Origin of the sequence: Mesomycoplasma ovipneumoniae SC01, assembly GCF_000218525.1 — a bacterium.
In the GTDB taxonomy this organism is placed as follows: Bacteria; Bacillota_I; Bacilli_A; order Mycoplasmatales; family Metamycoplasmataceae; genus Mesomycoplasma; species Mesomycoplasma ovipneumoniae_A.
In genome coordinates this window covers 1-20,605 of record NZ_AFHO01000007.1, presented here as the reverse complement: position 1 = coordinate 20,605, position 20,605 = coordinate 1, and the positions used below count along the sequence as shown (strand labels likewise).

Below are 20,605 nucleotides of genomic sequence, written 5' to 3'. Positions count from 1 at the left end.
CTTTTAAATCCTTTCTTTTGCCTTTATTCCAAGTAATTTTAATCCATTTTTTAAAACAATTGAGACAGCTTTTGTTAAACATAAAAGATTATTTGTGTCTGAATTATTCAATATTTTTGTGTTAGAATAAAAAGAATTAAAGAGGTTAGCTAGTTCTAGTAAATATTTTGGTAGTAAATTAATTTTATAATTTTTTGCTATTTTTAAAACAATTTCCTCAAATTGGTTTAATTTTGAAATTAAATTAGTTTCATTTTCTAATTTAAATGTGCTCAAATTTTCAACATTTAAATTAGATTTAGCCAGCAAATTAACCGCACGAGCATGGGCATATTGGATTAAAAACAACGGATTCTGTGAATCTATGCTACTTGCTAAGTCTACATCAAATTCTACAAGCGAATTATACCCCCGTTCAGCAATAAAATAACGAATTGCATCAGGATTTGCGACTTGAAGAAGGTCTTTGATTGTAAAAGTTTGTCCTTTTCTTTTGGACATTTTAAATTCTTTGCCGTTTTTTACTAATTTTACAAGTTGATATAGCAAAATTTGCAATTTATTTTCCTGATTAGCAATTTTTAGGGCTGCATGTACACGGTCAACATAACCAATATGGTCTGCTCCTCAAATATTTATTAAAATTTCGGGCTTAAATTCTGAATTAATTTTGTGTAAATGATAGGCAATATCGCTTGAAAAATAAGTATAATTTCCACCGTTTTTTATTAAAACGCGATCTTTTTGATCGCCGAAATCTGATGTTTTTAGCCACAACGCGTTGTCTTTTTTATATGTAAAACCTATATTTTCAAGGGTTTTTTGAACATTTCCGAATAAAAATAAATCGCTTTCAGATGTGAATTTATCAAATTTAATGGATAAATTTGATAAATCTTTTTTTATTTCACTAAGGAAAAAATTAAGAGCTTTTTGACGAAAAATGCTATAAATTTCGGGGTTTTCAAGACTTGATGATTCAAATTTATTACCATATTCATCGAAAAAATTTTTTGCCATTAAAATAATTTCTTCACCAAGATAAGCTTCTTCTGGAAGAGGGATGTCTTTAAAAATTTGTTGATAACGGGCAAAAACTGAAGCAACTAATTTGTCAATTTGAGACCCAAAATCATTTACATAATACTCACGAAGAACAGAATTACCTGAAAATTCAAGAATATTTGACAAAATATCGCCAATAACAGCGCTTCTGAGATGACCAAGGTGTAAAAATCCCGTTGGGTTAGCAGAAACAAATTCGACATTTATTTTTTTTGACAAAAAACTTCGACCAAAATTCTCGTTTTGGTCGATTATTTTCTTAACAATTTTTGAATATTCTGTTTTGGAAACAAAAAAATTCAAAAATCCTGGTGATGCTATCTCAATTTTTTCAAGACCTAATTCTTGCTGACTTAATCAGTTTTTAATTTTTTCTGCAAGTTCCAAAGGTTTTAATTTGTTTTGTTTTGAAAAAATTAAAGCTACATTTGTGCTAAAGTCGCCAAAATTTTTCGATTTTTCAACTATTATCTTGGTTTTATCAAAAATTAAATTATTTTTGATAAAAAATTCGGATATTTGATTACTAATTTTTTTGTTCATTTGTGTTTCCAACAACTACAAGCGCTGTTTTTACAACCCGATCATGAAGTTTATATCCAATTGAGATTACGTTAGAAATTTTATCTTTTTCTCCATCGGAAACTTCATAAACTTCATGGATTGAAGAATCAAAAAAACCACCTATTTCAGGTTCTATTTTTGTTATTCCAAAATTTTCCATAACATTTTCAATTTGACCAACAAGCATCTCAAATCCTTTTACATATGAAGAAGTTTCGGGATTTTCTGCGTTTAAACCATATGAAATTGCTTTTTTAAGGTTTAAAAATGGTGAAATAAACTCTTCAAAAAAAGGTTGTAAACTATATTTTTTTATGTGATTTTGGTCGCTTTCAAATTTAGTTTGAAGTTCAGATTTAATATCTTTAACTTTTTGAGCCGCTTTTTCCTCGAAAATTTTGACTTGAGATTTAAAGTCATCCTCAATTTTTTTTATTTTGTCTTTTAATTTTAAGGACTCAATTTCAAGACTAATATTTTTTGTGCTTAATGATTGGATTTGATTTTCAAGGTCTTTTAATTTAGATTCCTTTTTTAAAAAACGACGTGATTTTTTGCCGTTTTTTTCATTATTTTCTGTTTCGTTTTCTATTTTTTGGGCTGAATTTTCAAGGTTATTTTCGATTGACTCACTAGAAATGTTTTCAGATTCTTGTTTTTCATTGTTGTTTAGATTGGTTTTTTTATCTTCAGAATTCTCAAAAATCATTATTATTCCTTTCTATTATTATTTTTATTTGATAGAAAATCTTCTAAAAGTTTTATGCCCGTTCGTGCTGCAGAATAATTAATTTTTTTCGTTGATCCTATCATGCTAATTTCTTTGATTGCAAATGATTTTTCAAGTTTTTTTGAGATAAATGAGGTTTCAGGCGATTCTATACTGATTTTTAAGGTTTCATCTTCAGTGGTAGTTTTTTCGTCTAACATTTCTCAAATCGACTTTTTTTCAATCAAATTAAGCAAATCAACAAGTCTTGTTCTAGAAATTTCGCTATCTAAGATTAACATATTTTTATTATAAACGTCTGATTTATTTTGGATCTGGAAGTTAAAAATTTTGTGTATAAAATGATGCAAAAGTTCATCGCTATGTTTAATTTGTTTTTCTAATTCTTGTTTTAAAATTATTAATTTTGATGAAACTTCTGCTAATGGAGTATTTATTAGTCTTTGTTGAAATAGCCGAATTGCGATTTTGACATCCTGCAAAGAAATTGAAGGTGAAAATGTGATTTTTTTATTTTCAACACTGCCACTAGAGCTAACAACGACAACAATTCCTTCATTTTGTGATATTTGCGTCAAGTTTATTGACATTAGACGGTCATTTTCGTTGCTTGTTGTGGTAATTATTGTGGTGCCAACAGATTCAGAAATCAATTTAAAGGCCTCAGAAATTGTATTTTCTATGCTGACACGTCGGCGCGCAAACAAGTCTTTTAGTTTATTTGCTAAAATTTCGTTTTCGTCGAATGACAAAAATTCAGCATAATATTGAAACCCTCTTAATGTTGGGATTCTACCGCTTGAAATGTGAGGTTTTTCCAAATAACCTTCTTTTTCAAGTTGATTCATTACCATTCTAAGGTGTGAAGAGGATTTTTTTATGCTGTAATTTTGTTTTAAAGCTTGCGAACCGATTGATTCTCCGGTTTTAATAAAATTTTCAACTATCTGCTTTAAATATTTTTCTTTTTTAGCATCTAACCTTGACATTGTTGTTAAATTATAACAAAAAAACTAAAAAATAATTAATTTTAGTAGTGTGAAAATTTAAGTTTTGTTTCTTAATTTTTTAAGGCTTCTTCAATTTTTTCAATTAGCAATTCTGCTGGAGCGTATTCAAATTTTTTAAAAATTGGCTTACCGTCTTTGAAAACGAAGTGAGTTGGCACAAAAAGAACTTCATATTCAGTGTCTTTTTTTCTAAATAATTGCGCTTCTTCTGCATTAACTTGAATTAATTTTACATCAGTTCTGTTTTTAAAGTACTCAGAAATTTCTTCATTAACAGGTTCTTGCATTTTGCAATCACCGCACCAATCAACCGCAAATTCTAAGTAAACAACACCAGTTTTAATTTCTTCCTGGGCGTCTTTTCATAGCATTTTTTTCATTTTTAGCTCCTTTTCTTCTGGATAAATGTTATGAATTATAACAGAAACATTGGGTTCTTTATCAAAAATACGGAAAATCTTTTTTTTGATATTTTTTTGAGTTTTTTGTTGTAATTCTTTTAATATTTTATCATTTGTTTTTTTAATATTCGAAAAATTATCAAAAATAATTTTTCGAATTATCTCGTGATATGAATCACGATTTTCACGACTCAAGATTCCATGATCAGTTATTTCAACTTTTGAAACAATCTTTTTTAAAACAGGATTGAACAAAAAGGAAACAATTATTAATCCATCTTGAGATAATGATTCGCGCTCTTTTAGCACTTCAAAAGAAACATCGCCAATTCCATAACCAGAAATATAAATTTCATCTTGACCTTTTGTTAGTTTTTTACGTGAAAATAAATTTCCGTCAATAAAATTAGCTATCCTTTTGTTTTGTAAAATAATTGTGTTTTGCCTGTTTATTTTATTATTTGCCGCAATATTTGATGCAACAACTAAATATCGATAGAGCCCTTGAATTGGAACAAAATATTTTGGCTTAAGAAGGTCGATCATATCAGAAATATCATCTTTATATGGGCGTGCTAGTCCAAAATCTGATTCAGAAATATCAACTATATTTGTTACAGATTTAGCAATTTGGTCTAAAACTTTAGCATAAAGTTGCTCCATCCCATTAATTGGAGGGGTTAACATAATCACATAATCTGACTTTTTTAACTTAAAATAGGCATCATCATTCTGAAGAACACGGTTAAATCGGTGACAAATTCTTTCTGGACTAGATGTTATTAAAACAACAGAATTTTTTTGCTTATTTGCAAATTTATAGTCAAAAAAGGTTGGCAAACTCTTAATTTTATTTGTTGTTAGTTTGTCAAGCTTATAAATCATATCGTATAATTTGTCATATTTTTTTCCATAAGCCGTAATTTGTCTGTTGAATTTTAAAGAAAGGTCTATGATTTCCTGAATTGAGACCATTTCTTCATCATAAGCTGAAACGACGATTCGCGAATTTTTATCGGCCTGCAGGAAACTTTTTTCAAGAAAAGATCTAGCAAAAAGCTTGTTTATTGCTTTTCCAGGAACATTAGATTTACCTGAATCAGAGATAAACATTAAAACACCTTTTGGGTTTTGGCTAATTTTTTTGATTAAGTCAAAATTAGTTTCACCATAAACGCCTAAATTTCCAACAACATAATTGGACATAAAAACAATTGATCCATCCTCGGTTTGAAAGCAAAAACCAATTGAACCAGGCATTGAACCTGCAACCGAAAAAGGAATTATAGTTATTTTTTCACTAATTTTTAACTCAGATATTATTGGTTTTATCTCAAAAGCAGCATCTTCGATATTATATTTACTCATTCGGTCAAGAATTAGCGCTTTAGTAAAAAAAGAGCTATAAATCATTACGTTTTTGAGTTTCATAACTAGCCAAGGAATTCCCGAAAATGATTCATTTTTGGCGTCAGTTATAAAAACACCCTTTATTTTCTGCTTGTTTTCTTCAATGTAAGTGTAATCTGGAATAATTGTATCCACACCAACCGAACTATCAAGCGGGATTTTGGCACCTGCATTTATAATGAAAATATCGTCATCAATTTCTAAAATATAGCAATTTTTTCCGTTTTCATCTTGGCCGCCTAGTGCAAAAAAACTAATTTTAGCCATAATTTCCTTTTAATTTTTATTTTATTTATGTGAATTTTTCACATAAGGTTTATTTATATTTTTTAACATTTTAATTATTGTTTTTGCAAGGGCCACAAATCTTTAGATTTGATATTGATTTTTTAATCCTTTAGTGATTGCAAAAATAAATAAATCTAGATCAAACGGCTGTAAGTCATCCATTCCTTCGCCCAAACCAACTAATTTTACACTAATATTAAGTTGATCTTTAATTGAAAAAACAATTCCACCTTTACTTGTGCCGTCCATTTTTGTTAAAATTATACCAGAAATTGGAGTTGCTTTTGTAAATATTTCAGCCTGAGATACCCCGTTTTGACCAGTTGTTGCATCGATAACCAAAAGTGATTCATGTGGTCCGCCGGGTACTTTTTGAGAAATTATTTTGTTAATTTTTGCTAATTCTTGCATTAAATTGACGTTATTTTGCAATCTTCCAGCCGTATCAATCAAGACCAAATCCATTTTTTCTTTTATTGCAAAATCCAGACCGCGAAAAACTACAGAGCCTGGATCTTTTTCGTTAGTTGCCGGTTTTACAATTGACGCGCCGACTCTTTTAGCTCATATTTCAAGTTGCTCGACAGCGGCCGCACGGAAAGTATCTGCTGCAATAATTAAAACTTTTTTACCTTCAAGCACATATTTGCGTGCTATTTTAGAAATTGAAGTTGTTTTTCCAGAACCATTAACACCAGAAATTAAAAAAACATTAATTCTATCGGTTTTTACGTTCAAATTTATATTAATAATTGAACGGTTTGAATAAATTGTATACATTTTATCCATAATAATTTCGGTAATTAATTCAGGATTGTCAATGTTGTGAAAACGAACTTCATCTTTTAGCGCATTTATTATTGTGTTTACAAAATTTGGAGAAATATCTGACATTATTAGTATTTCTTCAAGTTCATCAAAAAAATCATCATCAATCTTGATGTGTTTTTTTTGAAGCTGAACAATTTGATTCAAAAAAGAAAGTCTAGATTTAGACAAACCAGCCACGTATTTATCTAAATTAGCAACTTTTTTTTCTTTTGAACCAAAAATTTTTTCTTTGATTTTTTTAAAAAAAGACATTTTGTGGTTCCTATAATTTTTAATAAATATATTATAAATTATAAGGGTTTTTAATTTTTTATTAAAAGCTAAAAAAATTAAAAATCATTTTTTAATGCATCTATTTCGCTGTCTTCAAGTATTGTTTCGTTAAGAATAATTTTGCTTGTTGGGTTGGACAAGGCGGTTTTGTATGATTTTTGTTTGTATGACAAATTCATTAATTCGTTTGGACGCATTTTTTTCAACCGTTCAAAAACAAAGACAAAACAATCTCACCGTTTTTCTTGAGCCTCTATTTTTTGTTGTTCAGTAAAAGTTTCGCCATAATCATGACTAAAATCTGCCAAAAAATCGTTTTTTAGTATGTCCTTGAATTCGTCAATTATGTCATTTCTATGATAATCTAAAATATCCTCAAGATTGTAGGAGGTATTTTTAGGTGTCTGAAGGCTAAAAAACTGAGTTTTTAAAACTGTTCATGAAACAGGGCCATATTTGTATGACTCAAAATCTTCACAAAAAAACGGTTCATTATAAAGTCTATAAAATTTTCAATGCGTAAATCATAGTATTTTTTGAACTCAAGTTCGATAAAGCTCAGTTTCTCCGGTGTCGACGTGATAAAGCGCAAATAGATAATTTAAAAATTTTTTAATATCAATCCCATTCATAACAACCTCCGTGGTGTGTTTGTGAATATTAATTTTTTTATGATTTTTAATCAAAAAATGGAAAAATTTAGTATTTTGGTCGAAGTTTTTCCTTTTTAACTCAAAGAATTAGCTTTTCATTCTTCGTATTCTGCTTGACAATCGTGAACTAATAAATCTAATTTTTCAAGGTTTTCAAGAATGGTTCCTGACGCATTAAGGTGGCCGCCCCCGCCTCATTTTAGGGCAATTCTTTGAACATTTGGGCCTGCTGATCGAAATTCAACCCGTCATGAATTTTGAGTTTCTTGAACTAAACAGAGTCAAATTTTGTAATCGTCGATGTTAGCTAATAAATTTGGTCTAACTGAATTTTGTGAATTTTTTTCTAGTTTTTGCTGTTCTTCAATGGATAAAGTGTAATAAATTATATTTTTGTAAGTTTTTTTATTAGCAAAAATGTAACTATCAAATTCAAGATCAGACAATCTTTTGGCATTTAATTTTTCATGAATTTTTGAAAAATTAAATCCAGTTTCAAATAAAACTGCTGTTAAAAAGTGAGTTCGCGCTGATGTATTTTTATATAAAAAGCGCCCCGAATCTGTGTAAATTCCTAGATAAATGAGTTCAGCTGATCTTTTTGAAATTTTTCAGTTTAATTCATGCGCTAAATCTGCAATTTGCTCACAAGCGGCAATATAAGTTGGATCAACTCAGCGATAACTTTCACCCAAATCATCGTCATTTGGGTGATGATCAATTCTCAAAATTGATTTGAATCGAATTTGCTCAAATAAATAAGCAAATTCGATTCGATTTTTAAAATTTGCATCAACAATTATGGCTAAGGATTTTTCCAAAATTTCTTTTTCAGGTACTAAATCTTCTTTTAAATCTAAAAACGAGAATGATTTCTTAAAATCTCCGATTGCAAAAACTTGCTTGTCTAGAAAATTTTCTAAAATAAGTGATTTCAAACCGTTTTGAGCTCCAATACAGTCTCCATCAGGTCTGATGTGGTGAAAAATAACGATTGAGTCGTGATTTTCAATGAGATTTTTAATTTCTGTTGCTATTTTTTTATCCATTACGTGTAAAACCTTCGGCTAATTTTTCTAGTTTTTCTAGTATTTCACTAATATTTTGATTAATTTTGTCATTATTATCTAAATTAATTCCAGCGGCAAAAGGGTGACCGCCCCCGCCATATTCGACCGCTATTTTATTAATAACCGGGCCATTTGAACGAATTCTAACTCGGATTTGGTTTTCATATTCAATCAAAAACAACCAAATCAAGGCATCACCTATATTTGACAAAAGATTAACAGCCGAAACTTGGCTTGAGGACAAGTTAAATTTTTGCTGTTCGCTTTTTGAAACATAATGTCATAAAACTTTGCCTTTTTTGTTGTAATTTCCTAAAACATGTGCTTGAAAAGCAACTTCATCTTCAGTTCTCTGAGCCAAAAGGCGATTTAATTCGCTGAAATTAAAATTGGTTTTCATTAAAAAAGCTACAATTTCAAAGGTTCTTGCTGTTGTTGAAGGAAAAGCAAAACGACCTGAATCTGTTAAAATCCCTAAATAAACAAAAAGGGCAATTTCCTCGTCAATTTGCCATTTTTCTTCTTTTAAAATAAAACCGATCATTTCAGAAGCGGCACAAAAAGTTGGATCAATTCAAGTTTGATCGTAAATTTCTTCCACTTTTTCAGGGTGGTGATCGATTTTAACTCTTGTTTTGAATTTAGAATTCAAAAAAAAGTCTAATTCTTGAATTCTATTAATATCGGCAGTATCGACTGTAATTGCAAGTGAATTTTGAAAAAATTCACTTGCAATTGAATCTATATTATCAAAACGAAAATTTAAAAAATCAAATTCTTTGTTGTTATCTCCAATTAAAAAAACATTTTTTTGGGGAAATTTTTTTTTAATTGCTTTTGCAAAACCTTGTTGGGCTCCAAGACAGTCTCCATCAGGTCTAATGTGGTGAAAAACAAAAATATTGTCGTGTTTTTCGATGTTTTTTATGATTTCTAAGTATGGTTTTGAGTTCATTTTTTCCTTTTTTAATCATCGTGGTGGTACTTTCGATTATATTTTATAGAAAGCCCGCGATAAATTTGTTCTAGAAGTACAAGTTTGAAAATTTTATGGGGAAAAGTTATTTTACCAAATGATAAAAATCTAATATTTGGCACTTTTTCAAGAATCAACGCTTCATCAACGCCCCTTGAGCCGCCAATTATAAGGCAAATATTCGCTGAGTTTAATAGTTGTGAAAATTGTGGACTAGAAATTGTTTGGCCACGCTCTGTAAAAAGAAAACAACTGTAATTTTTAGGTATTTTTTCTAAAATTAGCTTTGTTTCAATAGTTTTTTTTAAACTTATGTTTTCATTTTGACTTTCGCTGAGATTAATTAAATCAACCTGGTATTTAAATTCCTTAATTTTATTGATTTCTTTTTGATATAAAACTGAAAAATCTCTAGAATTACTTCCAAAGGCAATTATTAAAATTCTCATTATGTTTTTGCTTCTTTTTGCATTTTTAAAAGATTAAGATGAAATAAAAGCATTTGAATATCTGCTGGATTTACGCCGCTAATTCTGCTTGCTTGGCCAATAGTTTTTGGTCTAACTTTTGAAAATTTATCGAGCGCTTCAGTTGATAAATTAGCGACTTTTTGATAATTTATATCTGTCGGAATGAGTAAATTTTCAAGCCTAATCATTTTTTCGGCCTCAGAATTTTGCTTTTGAATGTAACCTTTTAAACGAGAAATGACCATTAATTCATAACCGTATTCAAAATCGGGCAAAATATCTTTAAAATCAACATCAGGTCGAGAAATTAGTTTTAGCTTTGAAATTCCAGTTTTTATACCGTATTTTTTTGCCAAAGGATGTTTTGGCGATAGGAAATCTTTGGAAAGTTTTTCTATTTTTTTATCAATTTTTTTGTATTTTTCCTTAACTTTTAGGTAATAGTTTCTTGAAATCATGCCAGAAACAAAAGCATATTTTAACATTCTGATATCAGCATTATCATTTCGAAGAATAAGTCTATATTCTGCTCTTGAGGTTAGCATTCGATAAGGTTCTTTTGTCCCTTTTGTTACTAAATCGTCAATTAAAACGCCAATATATCCGTCATTTCGCAAGATTTCAATTGGTTTTTTCTTTAAAATAAATTGTCCAGCGTTGATTCCAGCAACCAAACCTTGGGCTGCAGCCTCTTCATATCCGCTGGTTCCGTTAATTTGACCAGCCATAAAAAGCCCTTTTGTTTTTTTAGTTTCTAAACTTTTTTTCAATTCAAGCGGATTAATTGCATCATATTCAATTGCATAACCATATTTTGCAATTTTTGCATTTTCTAGACCAGGGATTGTTTTAATTATTTGGTCTTGGACTTCTTCGGGCATTGAGGTTGAAAGGCCATTTATGTACATTATGTCTTGTTTTTTTGTTTCTGGTTCAAAAAATATTTGGTGTCTAGGTTTGTCTGAAAAACGGACAATTTTATCTTCAATTGAAGGGCAATAACGAGGTCCAACTCCCGAAATTAAACCTGAATACATTGAGGATTTGTCTAAATTTTCATTTATTATTTGGTGTGTTTTTGAGTTAGTGTAAGTCAAATAACAGGAAATTTGTTTTTTTAGTCTGTGTTTTGACTGGAATGAAAAATTTATATTATAAAGTGGTAAAACTTCACGTTCAACTTTGGAAAAATCAATGGTGGAAGTAAGAATTCTTGGAGGGGTTCCTGTTTTAAGTCGTTGCAATTCGAAACCGAGTTTTTTTAAGTTATTTGAGAGCAAATTTGAGGTTTCTTGACCATCAGGACCACTTGAGATAGACGAAGAACCGCGAAGAACTTTTGAATCCATGTAGGTTCCGGTGGTTATAATTACGCTTTTTGCGAAAAAAACAGCTCGTTTTTTTGTTTTTAGTCCAAAAATACGGTTTTTTTCAACCAAAAGTTCAGTTACTAAATCTTCAAAAATAGTCAAATTATCCTGTTGTTTTAGATCTTTTAGGATAATTTTAGAATATTTTTCTTTGTCAATTTGCGCCCGCATGGCCAAAACAGCAGGTCCTTTTGACTCATTTAAATATTTGATTTGAATCATAGCAGCATCAGAAAATTTAGCCTGCACACCACCAAGAGCGTCAATTTCTCGAGTTATTATTCCTTTAGCGGGTCCGCCGATTGCTGGATTACACGGCATTGATGCTAATTTTTTTTTATCAATTGTTATGAGTGCTACTTTAAAACCTTTTTTTAAAAGCGCATAAACTGACTCAATTCCGGCATGGCCACCACCAACTACAATTGCATCAAACTCTGAACCAATTTTATTTTTTTCTTTTGACATTTTAGACTTTCTAAATTCAATTAATTAAAAAATTATACTATATTTTAGCTGTTTTTATTGATTTTTTAAAATAGAAAATCGCTTTTTATACAAGAATTAGACCAATAAGTTGGCTAGTTTCTGGGCGCTCAGGTGATTTTATGAGCATTTTTGTCTTTTTTTCATTTATATAAATTTCAATGATGTTGTCAAAAACAGAAATTGCGTCTTTCAGGTAACGATAATTGACATTTATTTCGACAAATTCGGGATCATACTCGCTAGAATCAGCAAAATTTGGATTCATTTTAAAGTCAATAACATTTTTTGTAGAAACATTAGATTGCCCTGAATCTTGTCGTGAAATAAAACCTTTTAATTCACTTTTTGACATTGTAAGATTAATTACATTATCTTTTCCGGGCGAAATTATCGTTGTTTTATCAATTAGATCGATAATTTCGCGCTTTTTTATAGAAAAGAAATATAAAATTTCATCTTTTTTTGGCAAAATATTTGAAATATCTTTGTAGTCTATTGTCAAAATTCTCGATTGAATAGTTAAATTATCGTAAATGTAGCTAATTTTTGTCGGTTCAATATTTAATTCAATATCTGAATCAAGTTCTGGAGGTATAAAATCTTTCAAATTTTTAGCATTAACAGAAATATTTATTCTACTTTGATTAAAAATTTCAATTTTTTCAGAGGCAAATCTAGTTGTATCTGTTGCTGAAAAAAATAAATAACCCGAATCAGAACTAAGATTTATAGCCGATAAAACTGGTTGAGAAGGATTGTTTGTTGTTGCAAAAGCTGTGTTTTTTACGGCTTTTTTGAAGTTTTTTGCATTTACAATTAATTTTATCCCTTTTTGGTCAAAGTCAATTTCTGGGAAAAAACTAGCATTAATAAGACTTTTTGTAAAAGAAGCTTCTTCTCAAGAAACAATTAATTCGTTGCCTTTTAATTCAAAATTAATTTCTGAATCACATTTTTTTATAACATCACGTAAAAAAAATCCATCAATTAAACAAAAACCGACATCAATTATTTCAATTAAATTTTCTTTTTCAATAAAAACTTTATAAGAAAGTTCGCTATTTGTCGATATTATAAACAAACCCCCTCTTGTTAATTTCATAAAAAAAGAGCTCAGTGGAGAATTATTATGACTAAGAATTGCTACTTGCATTCTTTCGATTTGTTTTTCAATTATGTTCTTTTTAATTCTAAATTTCATTTTTACTCCCTTATAAAATAAATAATTACATTAAGTTATGTTTAGTTTTGTTAAGTTTGGTTTAATAATAATTATAATAAGTTTGTTTAAAAGTCTAAAAAAACTAAAAATCTTTAATTTATGGCGTTTTTTTGCCAAAAAACAGTGTTAATTTTTATTATTTTCTATGTTTAAAACTTCAATTTAAATGTTTATATATTTGGTTTAAGGCTAACTCTAATTCGTTATTATTACTTTGTTTTAAATTATCAATTTTTCTAAGTGTAAAAATTATTGTCGAGTGCTTTCTGTTGTTAAAAAATGACCCGACTTCATTGTGGGTTAAGTCGAGAATATTTTTAATTAATCAAATAGCAATATCGCGCGCGTGAACTATATTTTTATCTCTTTTTTCACTTTTTATATCGTTAACAGGGACTCCATAATATTTAGAAACGCTCTGGATTATTAAATCAGGTGTGATTATTTGTTCAGTTTCATGTTTTTCTACAAAAATTTCGAGCATTTTTTGCTTGTCAAAATAAATTTCGCTCTGAAATTTAATTCTATTTGTCTGAATGTAGAAAACAATTGACTTTAAAGCGCCCTCAAGTTCTCTGATTGAGTTTCGAAAGTGTTTTGAAAGAAATTCGAGCGCTTCAGTTGTTCAAATGTGTTTATCCAAATTTTGCTCGCGTAATTTATGTGTAAAAATCCGCAAAAAGTCCTCTTTTTTTGGCTTATTTAACTTTATATGCAAACCCGAACCAAACCTTGTGATAAATCTTTCTTCAAAACCACCTAATAAAGAAGGCGATTTATCCGATGTTATAATTACAGTTTTATCATTTTCAATAAATTTGTTCAAAATTTCAAGAGCAACTATTGAAGTTTGGTGTTTATGCCCTAAACCTTGAATGTCATCAAATAAAAAAACGTCAACTTGAGTCAGTCACTCTAAAAAATCACTTATTTTATCGCTTTCACCGTTTTGCATTCAACCGGTTATGCAACTTATAAACTTATAATCATTAATGTAGAAAACTTTTTTACCTTTTTCAGCCAACAAATTTCCGATGGCGTTAATAAAATGAGTTTTCCCTATTCCTGAGGGTCCTGAAATAAAAATCGGCGAAAAATTAAGCTTTGAATCACTTATAATCGAATCGTAAATGCTAAAAATCTGAAAATTATAATTAGACCTTATAAAGTTTTTAAAGGTAAATTTATTCAAAAAGTTGTTTATTTTAAAGCTGCAATACTTGTTTTTTATAGTAAAATCTTGTACTTGTTTAGGTTTTGCTATATAATTGCTTTCATTATTAAAAGTTAAAACCTTAGAAATTTCAAGGTTAGAAATCGCTTTTTCTACAGTGTCAATTCATCGAGAAATAACTTCTTGTTTTGCAATTTGATCTGTAAAATCAACGATAATTTCAGTTTCTGTCTCGTTTACCACAAATATTGTTTGAAAAAAATTGTTGTAAACCATTTTGTCATTTAAAAGGTTTTCAATTTGTTGCCGAAGTTCTTGGGTTCTAATTTTTATATTACTGTTTGCATTCATTTTTTTTGATTTTTCCTTCTTTTGTGGTAAAATTTAGAAACGTTTATTTTATATTTATATAAGAATATAAAAAAGTGTTAAAATTTAACTATACAATTTTGGGCGCAAGTCAACAAAATAACTATGTTTTTTTAAATTTTAGCAATATTTTTAAAAAAACAAATAAAACAAAAGGAGATATCATGAAAAGAACATACCAACCAAACAAACTAAAACATATAAAAACTCATGGGTTCCGTTCACGTATGTCAACTGCTGACGGTAGAAAAATTTTAGCAGCTCGAAGATTAAAAGGTCGTAAAAGATTAACTGTATCAGATAAATAGTTTTTAGGATAATTTTGCAAAAAATTCCGACTATTAAAAAAAATTGAGAATTCCAAGCAATAATTGAATCTAAAAAGCAAATAGTTACAAATTCTCTTATTCTTTATTATTCAAAATTTGCTTTTTTCGAAATTGGTATTTCAATTCCGAAAAAATTTGCTAATGCAGTTAAACGAAATTATTATAAAAGGCAAATCAAAAATATTCTTCACAACCTTCAAAAAGATTGACCTTCTGCACCAAAATTTCGAGTAATTTTAATAACAAGAAAATCATTTTTAACACTTAATTTTAAAGAAAAAGAGAACGAAATTATTAAAATATTCAAAGAATTCCAAAAAAATGAAAAATAAACAAACACGACCAAAGGCTTTTGATTACTTCCAGAATCAAAATGGATCAAAAAAAAATAGCTTCAAAAACTTCAAATTTATTTTCAAATTTTTGAAAATCTTTTTTTACACTATTATTTTCGGAATTTCTCTAACCGGTTGTATTCAGTCATTAGTTGTAAAAACTTCGCATAACGTTGGCGAAGCGCTTGAGTTTTATAATTCTAAAGAAGAAATAACTCCAAATTATACAATTTTTAAAAAATCAGAAAATGAAAGTGCACCTGGTATTGAATTAGCTACAAAAAACAATAACTTTTTGATTTCCGCTGATTCAAAAAAAGTAGATCAAGAAAGCGTTTTAAACCTGTTAAGACAACAAATTGGTGATAAAAATTCAGATTTTGGCGAGTTTAATTCGCTTATTTTGTTCCAAAATAATGAAAATGAATTTGAATATTTAAAAGGTGACAAAACTAATGAATTTATTTTCTTCAGTTCTGCACAAAAATCATATGAGCAAAAAACTGTTTGAACTGAAATAAAACTTCCATCTCCAAAATATTTCAGTGAAAAAGCTGATAAAAATTATTTTGAAAGTCTGTCAAACGCCAAAAGTTTACCTATTAATAATTTTAATTTTCAAAATAACACTAATGATACAGCTAACATAAGTGAAAAAATTGATCAGTTTTTCTTTAAAATAGACGACAAACTCCCTCCGGTTAATCGGAGTTATGCAACTTTTAGCCGTGATATTCTTCAAGTTCTTTATAACAAACTAATTTCGTTGCCAGAATTCTCGGATAATAAACTGGAAAAAGCAATTCAAGAGTTTGAATCAAAAGCAGGAAAAGAAATTTCCCCTGAAACCGAAAAAATTATTTCTGGATACGCCGAATCTATAAAAAAAATTATTTTTCCTATTAATTTTTCCCGAATTGATATACAAAACAAAACTTATAACTGGAATAATAACGACGAAAATTTTGCAAGAAAAATCGCTTTCCAAAACGAAATACCATTATTTCCGATCGTTAGCTGGCTCGAATCATGGAAATTAGGGCCTTTTTATTCGATGTTTGTTTACCCAATTTCTAAAATAATTACTTGAGTAACCTCGTCCCAATCATTATCTGCTTGGTCTGGTTGAATAACAATTTTGGCGATTTTAACAATCGTTGTAATAACAAAACTCATTTCTTTTGCTTTCAGATTTAAAACAATTTTTGGTCAAAATAAACAAAACGAGCTACAACTAAAAAAAGCTAAAATTGATGCAAAATATGAAAATTACAAAAAAAATAAAGTCATGCAACAACGTCATCGACAAGAAGTTGCCGACCTATATAAGAAAAATAATTTTTCACCTTTTGCGCCCTTTTCCCAAATTTTAGTAACTATGCCTATTTTTATAGCTGTTTGGCGAGCGCTCCAGGGAATCCCTAGCTTTAAAGTTACTTATTTTTTAGGTCTTGAATTAGCGGCAACTTCTTATCAAAAACTTTTTGAAGGATACTGAATTTATCTTCCAATAATAATTATTACGGTTTTAGTTCAAGCATTGCAGCAAATAATTCCAAAAATTTTGAATAAAAACAAAACAAAAAGAATAATTAATGCTCAGGAAAATGAGACATATAAAAAACAAGTAAAAACACAAAGAATCATGTCAATAATTTTTGTGTTTTTTGGAATAATTTTTCAAGCTTCACTTCAAATTTATTGAATTATTGGTGGTATTTGAGAAATTATGCAAGCGCTTGGCGTTCATTATTTCCAAAAATCCAAAGCTTATCGTGAAAAAGTTCAACCATGAATGCGAAGGAAAAAATGGATTTAATAATATAAATAAAGGTTTGCAAAAATTCGCTAAAATAGTATTAAATGTTTAAAAAAGTTTAAAAATCTACGGAGATACTAAATGAATAACAAAATTACACCTTGTATTTGAACACTTATTTCAAATACACACCTTCGAAAAGCGGAGAGTTTAGAAATATTAATTAAAGCACTTTATTTAAATAAAGAAGAAATAAACCAAAATTTTAAAAGTAAATGACTAAAAATTTACAAAAATAAAAACTGAAAACCAGTTGGCGATTTGAGCGAACACATAAGATTAGCCTCTCAACTTGGGATAGCAAAAACAAATATTTTAGCTAACGGACAGCAAAAACTTAATATTTTAGCAAAATTAATAAACAATGGAACAATAAAAGTTCGCGAATATATAAGTATTGTTTTGTTTAATTTAGTTACTTTTATTAATGAAGAATATCGCCACTTGTTTAAAATGACGCTAGAATTGCTCAAAGAGAAAAAAAACCACCCTGTTTCAGTTGATGAAATTTTTGATAATTTTAATTTCGGCGAACCGTCTTGTCCCGAATTTGACGAAAAATTTCAGCGTTATAATTTGACACAAAAAGATCATATTTTTTATATTCTAACTTCTGGGATTTTTTTTGAAGTTTTGTCTTTTCGTGAAAAAACACAACAATATAGCACAAAATTTTTTAAAATAAAACTTTTTGATTATTGATATGTAAGAATTGACGAACTAATAAGTAAATGCAACACCCAATTAGAATCATATAATTTTGAAAAAGCGAGTCTTATAAGACAAGACCCCGAAAAATGATCTAATTATTTAACTTCAAATTCTCAAGCAAATTATGACTATATTATAAGTGTTCTGAAAAATAAAGCACAAGAAATGCCTCCGGTTTTAGCTACGAATGAAACTCCGACCGAAACTCCAAGCGAAACTCCGACCGAAACTCCGGTCGAAAAAAAAGACGCTCAGGACGACTTGGAACCCCAAAACCAAGTTTTAGATCAAACCCAAGAACCAGAGACAGTAACTGAATTAAGCAAACACGAAGTTAAAAACACCGAAGAGACAATCAAACCCGCTGAAAAAAAGAGTGATTTAGGTGAGTTTTCCCAATTTTATACTCCTACATTTGACAGCCAAAGCTGCTGTGAAAACGACGATCCTGAAAATTTATCAACAAATCAAAACTATCCTATGAATTTAGGCGTAATTTTAGATTCTCAAATAACATATTGGCCTGAAAACACTGAAAAAAATCTCGAAAATTCACCTGAGGAATATTTGTGTAAAACAAAAAAATCTTTACCTCGCGTTTTACATTGTTATGAAATTCTCTCTTGTCCTTGTGAAAATTCACAAACTGTCAATTCAAAATCATTAAATTCAAACTCAACTAAAATTGAAGATATCGAAACAGCAAAAGAAGAAACTCAACAACTAGAAAAAAACTCCGTAGAATCAGAAAAAATTTGCTATTTACCGACAGAATCACAAACCCAAATTAATAATGTTAAATTGCCAGCTTCTACATTTTTAAAATCCAGAGAGCATTATTTTAATTATTTTATTAACAACGTATATAAATTAGTTGACTTTTCAATTAAAAATTTACTAAATCAACCCCAATTCAAACAAAACTTTTTCAATTTATTAGATAGAAGAAAAATTAATGACGAAATCACAATAAGTCAAAAACAAGCAAAAATTATATCCGGTAAGAATATATTTTTAATTTCTCCATCGCAAAATAAGATTTATTATGAAATTAAAAATAATATTTTTAAATACCATTTGCGTAAAAATAATTATGAAATAGCTACTTTTTCTGATAGTTATACTATCCAAGATTTTGTTGGTTATAGTGATTTTAGCGTTGATGAAAAAAATCAGGCTAATTTTATTCCTGGTCCATTTTCACGGATTTTGAAAACCTCATTTTGAAATCCAGATGAAAAATATTTCCTAATTCTTGAAAACATGGATAAAAAAGCTGCGATTGATTTAGTTTCACAACTAAAACCGCTTTTTTACCGAGATGAAAAAGCTAATAGTTTTTTTTCAATTTCACTCCCAGAAGTTTCTTCATATGTTTTTTCAAATGAGGGCCAAAAAATTTATATTCCGGCAAACCTTACAATTATTGCAACCGCAGTTATTGATGTTGAAAATCAAGAATTTGAATTCCCGATTGATTTACTAGAAAATTGAGATTTTAAACATTTACCTAACAAAAAGCAAGCAAACATTTTGCCAAAAAAACAAATTTGTGACACTGGTTTGAATTGAGATGATTTTTTAAGGGTTTTAGAGAACCAACTTGCTAGCAAAAATCAGGGCTACGTTTTACAACTTCCTTTTGAAATAGACCAAAATATCTTAGAAAATCCTGATCTTTTTGTTAACAAAGTCCTATTTTTCTTATGAAGTTTCACTTTTAAAAACAAAAGAGAACTAATTTTTAGCTATGACTCATATTTAACTTTAGCAAATAAATTCATTAATTCCGAAGGACCTCAGCGCTTAAAAATCTTTAAAGCTAATTTTTTTGAGTCGTAAAAATATATATTAATTTTTAGAAGGATTTATTTAAATTTAACTGTGAATTTTAACAAAAAAATAAAAAAAATTTTTCGACATTTTCTATTTAATGCTTTTTGAATACCACAAACTTTTTTTATCATAGCCTCATGTGGGCAAGTTGATAAAACCGAAGATCCATTTAATCCAACAGGTCTAGGTGTTCAAAATGCTATAAATTTGAAAAAATTCATTAATTCAGAGAGTTTAATTGAAATTTCTGCCGAAAAACAACAGCGAATATACGAGCAAAGAGATTCACAATTTTACTTGCTTAATCTAAAAGACGCTCCAAAAATTTCAAACTCACAAAAAATAAATCCCGAATATACATCGAGATTTAGCCCAAATTCGGAAATAACATACTTAAATTTAATAAATCGCTACTATAATTCTAGGCAACTTCAGGATGTTAAGCGCCAATTGAATCAAAGCCCTGACTCAATTTATGTCCCAACTGTAGCCGAAAATTCAAAGGATTTTTGGTTTATTTATGTAATTCCAACTTCGGTTGGTTTTACAGAATTTGAACAAAACGGCCAAAAAATCAACATATCCGAAACCCAAACAAAAATTCCTCGAACTTTAACCCCGTATTCTTCTGTCGAGTTAAAATTGTTAAAAAAAGATCTAATTTCAAACGATAATAAAAATTATTTGCAAATAAATGTTAACCAAATGCTTAATTCTTTCGCCTATAAAAGCAAAGACCCCAACACTTCCCAAAGCACAGAAAAAAACTTATTTGGCTTTCTCGAATCAGAAACATTTCCTAATTACAAGCTTTTTTTAAAAAATATTGATTTTGGAAAAAATGAAATCACTTTCACATTAGATGAAAAACAAAACAACTTAAAACATGAAATAACACACAAAAACTCCCTAAATTCAAATATTTCAGTGATTAATTTGGAATATAAGTCTGATAAATATGAAAAAAACGTTAATCCTGAAGCGTTTTTTTCTAAAACCGAAGATCCAAAAGACCAATTATCAGATTATCCGTTTGTTAGATTTTTTACCCAAACTTTTGTCGTACCTTTTGAAGGAGAAACAATTAACTTTGATAACAATTTTTCTATAATAATCGAGAAAAAATAAATTTATTTTTCCCGTAAAATTCTAATTTTCCCGATTCCTCCAGTTTGATGAGGTAATCTTAAACAAGCGTCTGGTTTTAGGC

17 protein-coding genes are annotated in these 20,605 nt (G+C 28.8%); 5 read left to right on the top strand and 12 right to left on the bottom strand.

Going from position 1 to position 20,605, the window contains the following annotated elements; all coding sequences use genetic code 4:
* Window positions 1-3: 3 nt before the first annotated feature.
* The 12 genes from argS to dnaA all read right to left on the bottom strand — a co-directional run bounded on the left by argS (window position 4) and on the right by dnaA (window position 14,347).
* Window positions 4-1,608: an arginine--tRNA ligase gene (gene argS / locus MOSC01_RS0101275; protein ID WP_010321014.1), complete on the bottom strand. Its 1,605-nt coding sequence runs from the start codon at window positions 1,606-1,608 to the stop codon at window positions 4-6.
* On the bottom strand, window positions 1,592-2,338 hold the full coding sequence (gene grpE, locus MOSC01_RS0101270) for a nucleotide exchange factor GrpE (protein WP_010321013.1): 747 nt from the start codon (window positions 2,336-2,338) through the stop codon (window positions 1,592-1,594). Before grpE ends, argS begins: the two co-directional genes overlap by 17 nt.
* A 2-nt stretch (window positions 2,339-2,340) precedes the next feature.
* Window positions 2,341-3,348: a heat-inducible transcriptional repressor HrcA gene (locus tag MOSC01_RS0101265; protein WP_010321012.1), complete on the bottom strand. Its 1,008-nt coding sequence runs from the start codon at window positions 3,346-3,348 to the stop codon at window positions 2,341-2,343.
* Window positions 3,349-3,419: 71 nt separating this feature from the next.
* Window positions 3,420-5,447, bottom strand: coding sequence for a thioredoxin domain-containing protein (locus tag MOSC01_RS0101260; RefSeq protein WP_010321011.1), 2,028 nt, complete (start codon window positions 5,445-5,447; stop codon window positions 3,420-3,422).
* A 102-nt stretch (window positions 5,448-5,549) separates the two neighbouring features.
* Window positions 5,550-6,551, bottom strand: a complete 1,002-nt coding sequence (gene ftsY / locus MOSC01_RS0101255) for a signal recognition particle-docking protein FtsY (RefSeq protein WP_010321010.1) — start codon at window positions 6,549-6,551, stop codon at window positions 5,550-5,552.
* Between the two features lie 77 nt (window positions 6,552-6,628).
* Window positions 6,629-7,204 carry a Panacea domain-containing protein gene (locus MOSC01_RS0101250; protein ID WP_010321009.1) on the bottom strand — a complete coding sequence of 192 codons (576 nt, stop codon included), beginning with the start codon at window positions 7,202-7,204 and terminating at the stop codon, window positions 6,629-6,631.
* Window positions 7,205-7,299: 95 nt separating this feature from the next.
* Window positions 7,300-8,274, bottom strand: coding sequence for a DHH family phosphoesterase (locus MOSC01_RS0101245; RefSeq protein WP_010321008.1), 975 nt, complete (start codon window positions 8,272-8,274; stop codon window positions 7,300-7,302).
* Window positions 8,267-9,250, bottom strand: coding sequence for a DHH family phosphoesterase (locus tag MOSC01_RS0101240; protein ID WP_010321007.1), 984 nt, complete (start codon window positions 9,248-9,250; stop codon window positions 8,267-8,269). Before MOSC01_RS0101240 ends, MOSC01_RS0101245 begins: the two co-directional genes overlap by 8 nt.
* Window positions 9,251-9,261: 11 nt before the next feature.
* Window positions 9,262-9,720, bottom strand: coding sequence for a 23S rRNA (pseudouridine(1915)-N(3))-methyltransferase RlmH (locus tag MOSC01_RS0101235; protein WP_010321006.1), 459 nt, complete (start codon window positions 9,718-9,720; stop codon window positions 9,262-9,264).
* Complete coding sequence (mnmG, locus tag MOSC01_RS0101230; protein ID WP_010321005.1) at window positions 9,720-11,579, bottom strand: tRNA uridine-5-carboxymethylaminomethyl(34) synthesis enzyme MnmG; 1,860 nt, start codon at window positions 11,577-11,579, stop codon at window positions 9,720-9,722. Before mnmG ends, MOSC01_RS0101235 begins: the two co-directional genes overlap by 1 nt.
* An 85-nt stretch (window positions 11,580-11,664) precedes the next feature.
* Entirely contained in the window at window positions 11,665-12,801 is a 1,137-nt protein-coding gene (locus tag MOSC01_RS0101225) for a DNA polymerase III subunit beta (protein WP_010321004.1), read from the bottom strand.
* Between the two features lie 157 nt (window positions 12,802-12,958).
* On the bottom strand, window positions 12,959-14,347 hold the full coding sequence (gene dnaA / locus MOSC01_RS0101220) for a chromosomal replication initiator protein DnaA (RefSeq protein WP_010321003.1): 1,389 nt from the start codon (window positions 14,345-14,347) through the stop codon (window positions 12,959-12,961).
* 182 nt (window positions 14,348-14,529) lie between these two features.
* Here dnaA and rpmH point away from each other — a divergent pair, with 182 nt between their 5' ends.
* The 5 genes from rpmH (at window position 14,530) to MOSC01_RS0101195 (ending at window position 20,523) form a co-directional block, all read left to right on the top strand.
* The gene (gene rpmH, locus MOSC01_RS0101215; RefSeq protein WP_010321002.1) at window positions 14,530-14,673 is read left to right on the top strand and encodes a 50S ribosomal protein L34; all 144 of its coding nucleotides are present in this window, start codon (window positions 14,530-14,532) and stop codon (window positions 14,671-14,673) included.
* Between the two features lie 14 nt (window positions 14,674-14,687).
* Window positions 14,688-15,026, top strand: coding sequence for a ribonuclease P protein component (gene rnpA, locus MOSC01_RS0101210; protein ID WP_010321001.1), 339 nt, complete (start codon window positions 14,688-14,690; stop codon window positions 15,024-15,026).
* Complete coding sequence (gene yidC, locus MOSC01_RS0101205; RefSeq protein WP_010321000.1) at window positions 15,016-16,848, top strand: membrane protein insertase YidC; 1,833 nt, start codon at window positions 15,016-15,018, stop codon at window positions 16,846-16,848. Before rnpA ends, yidC begins: the two co-directional genes overlap by 11 nt.
* An 81-nt stretch (window positions 16,849-16,929) precedes the next feature.
* Window positions 16,930-19,401, top strand: a complete 2,472-nt coding sequence (locus MOSC01_RS0101200; RefSeq protein WP_010320999.1) for a hypothetical protein — start codon at window positions 16,930-16,932, stop codon at window positions 19,399-19,401.
* Window positions 19,402-19,443: 42 nt separating this feature from the next.
* Window positions 19,444-20,523, top strand: a complete 1,080-nt coding sequence (locus tag MOSC01_RS0101195; protein ID WP_010320998.1) for a hypothetical protein — start codon at window positions 19,444-19,446, stop codon at window positions 20,521-20,523.
* Window positions 20,524-20,605: the final 82 nt, after the last annotated feature.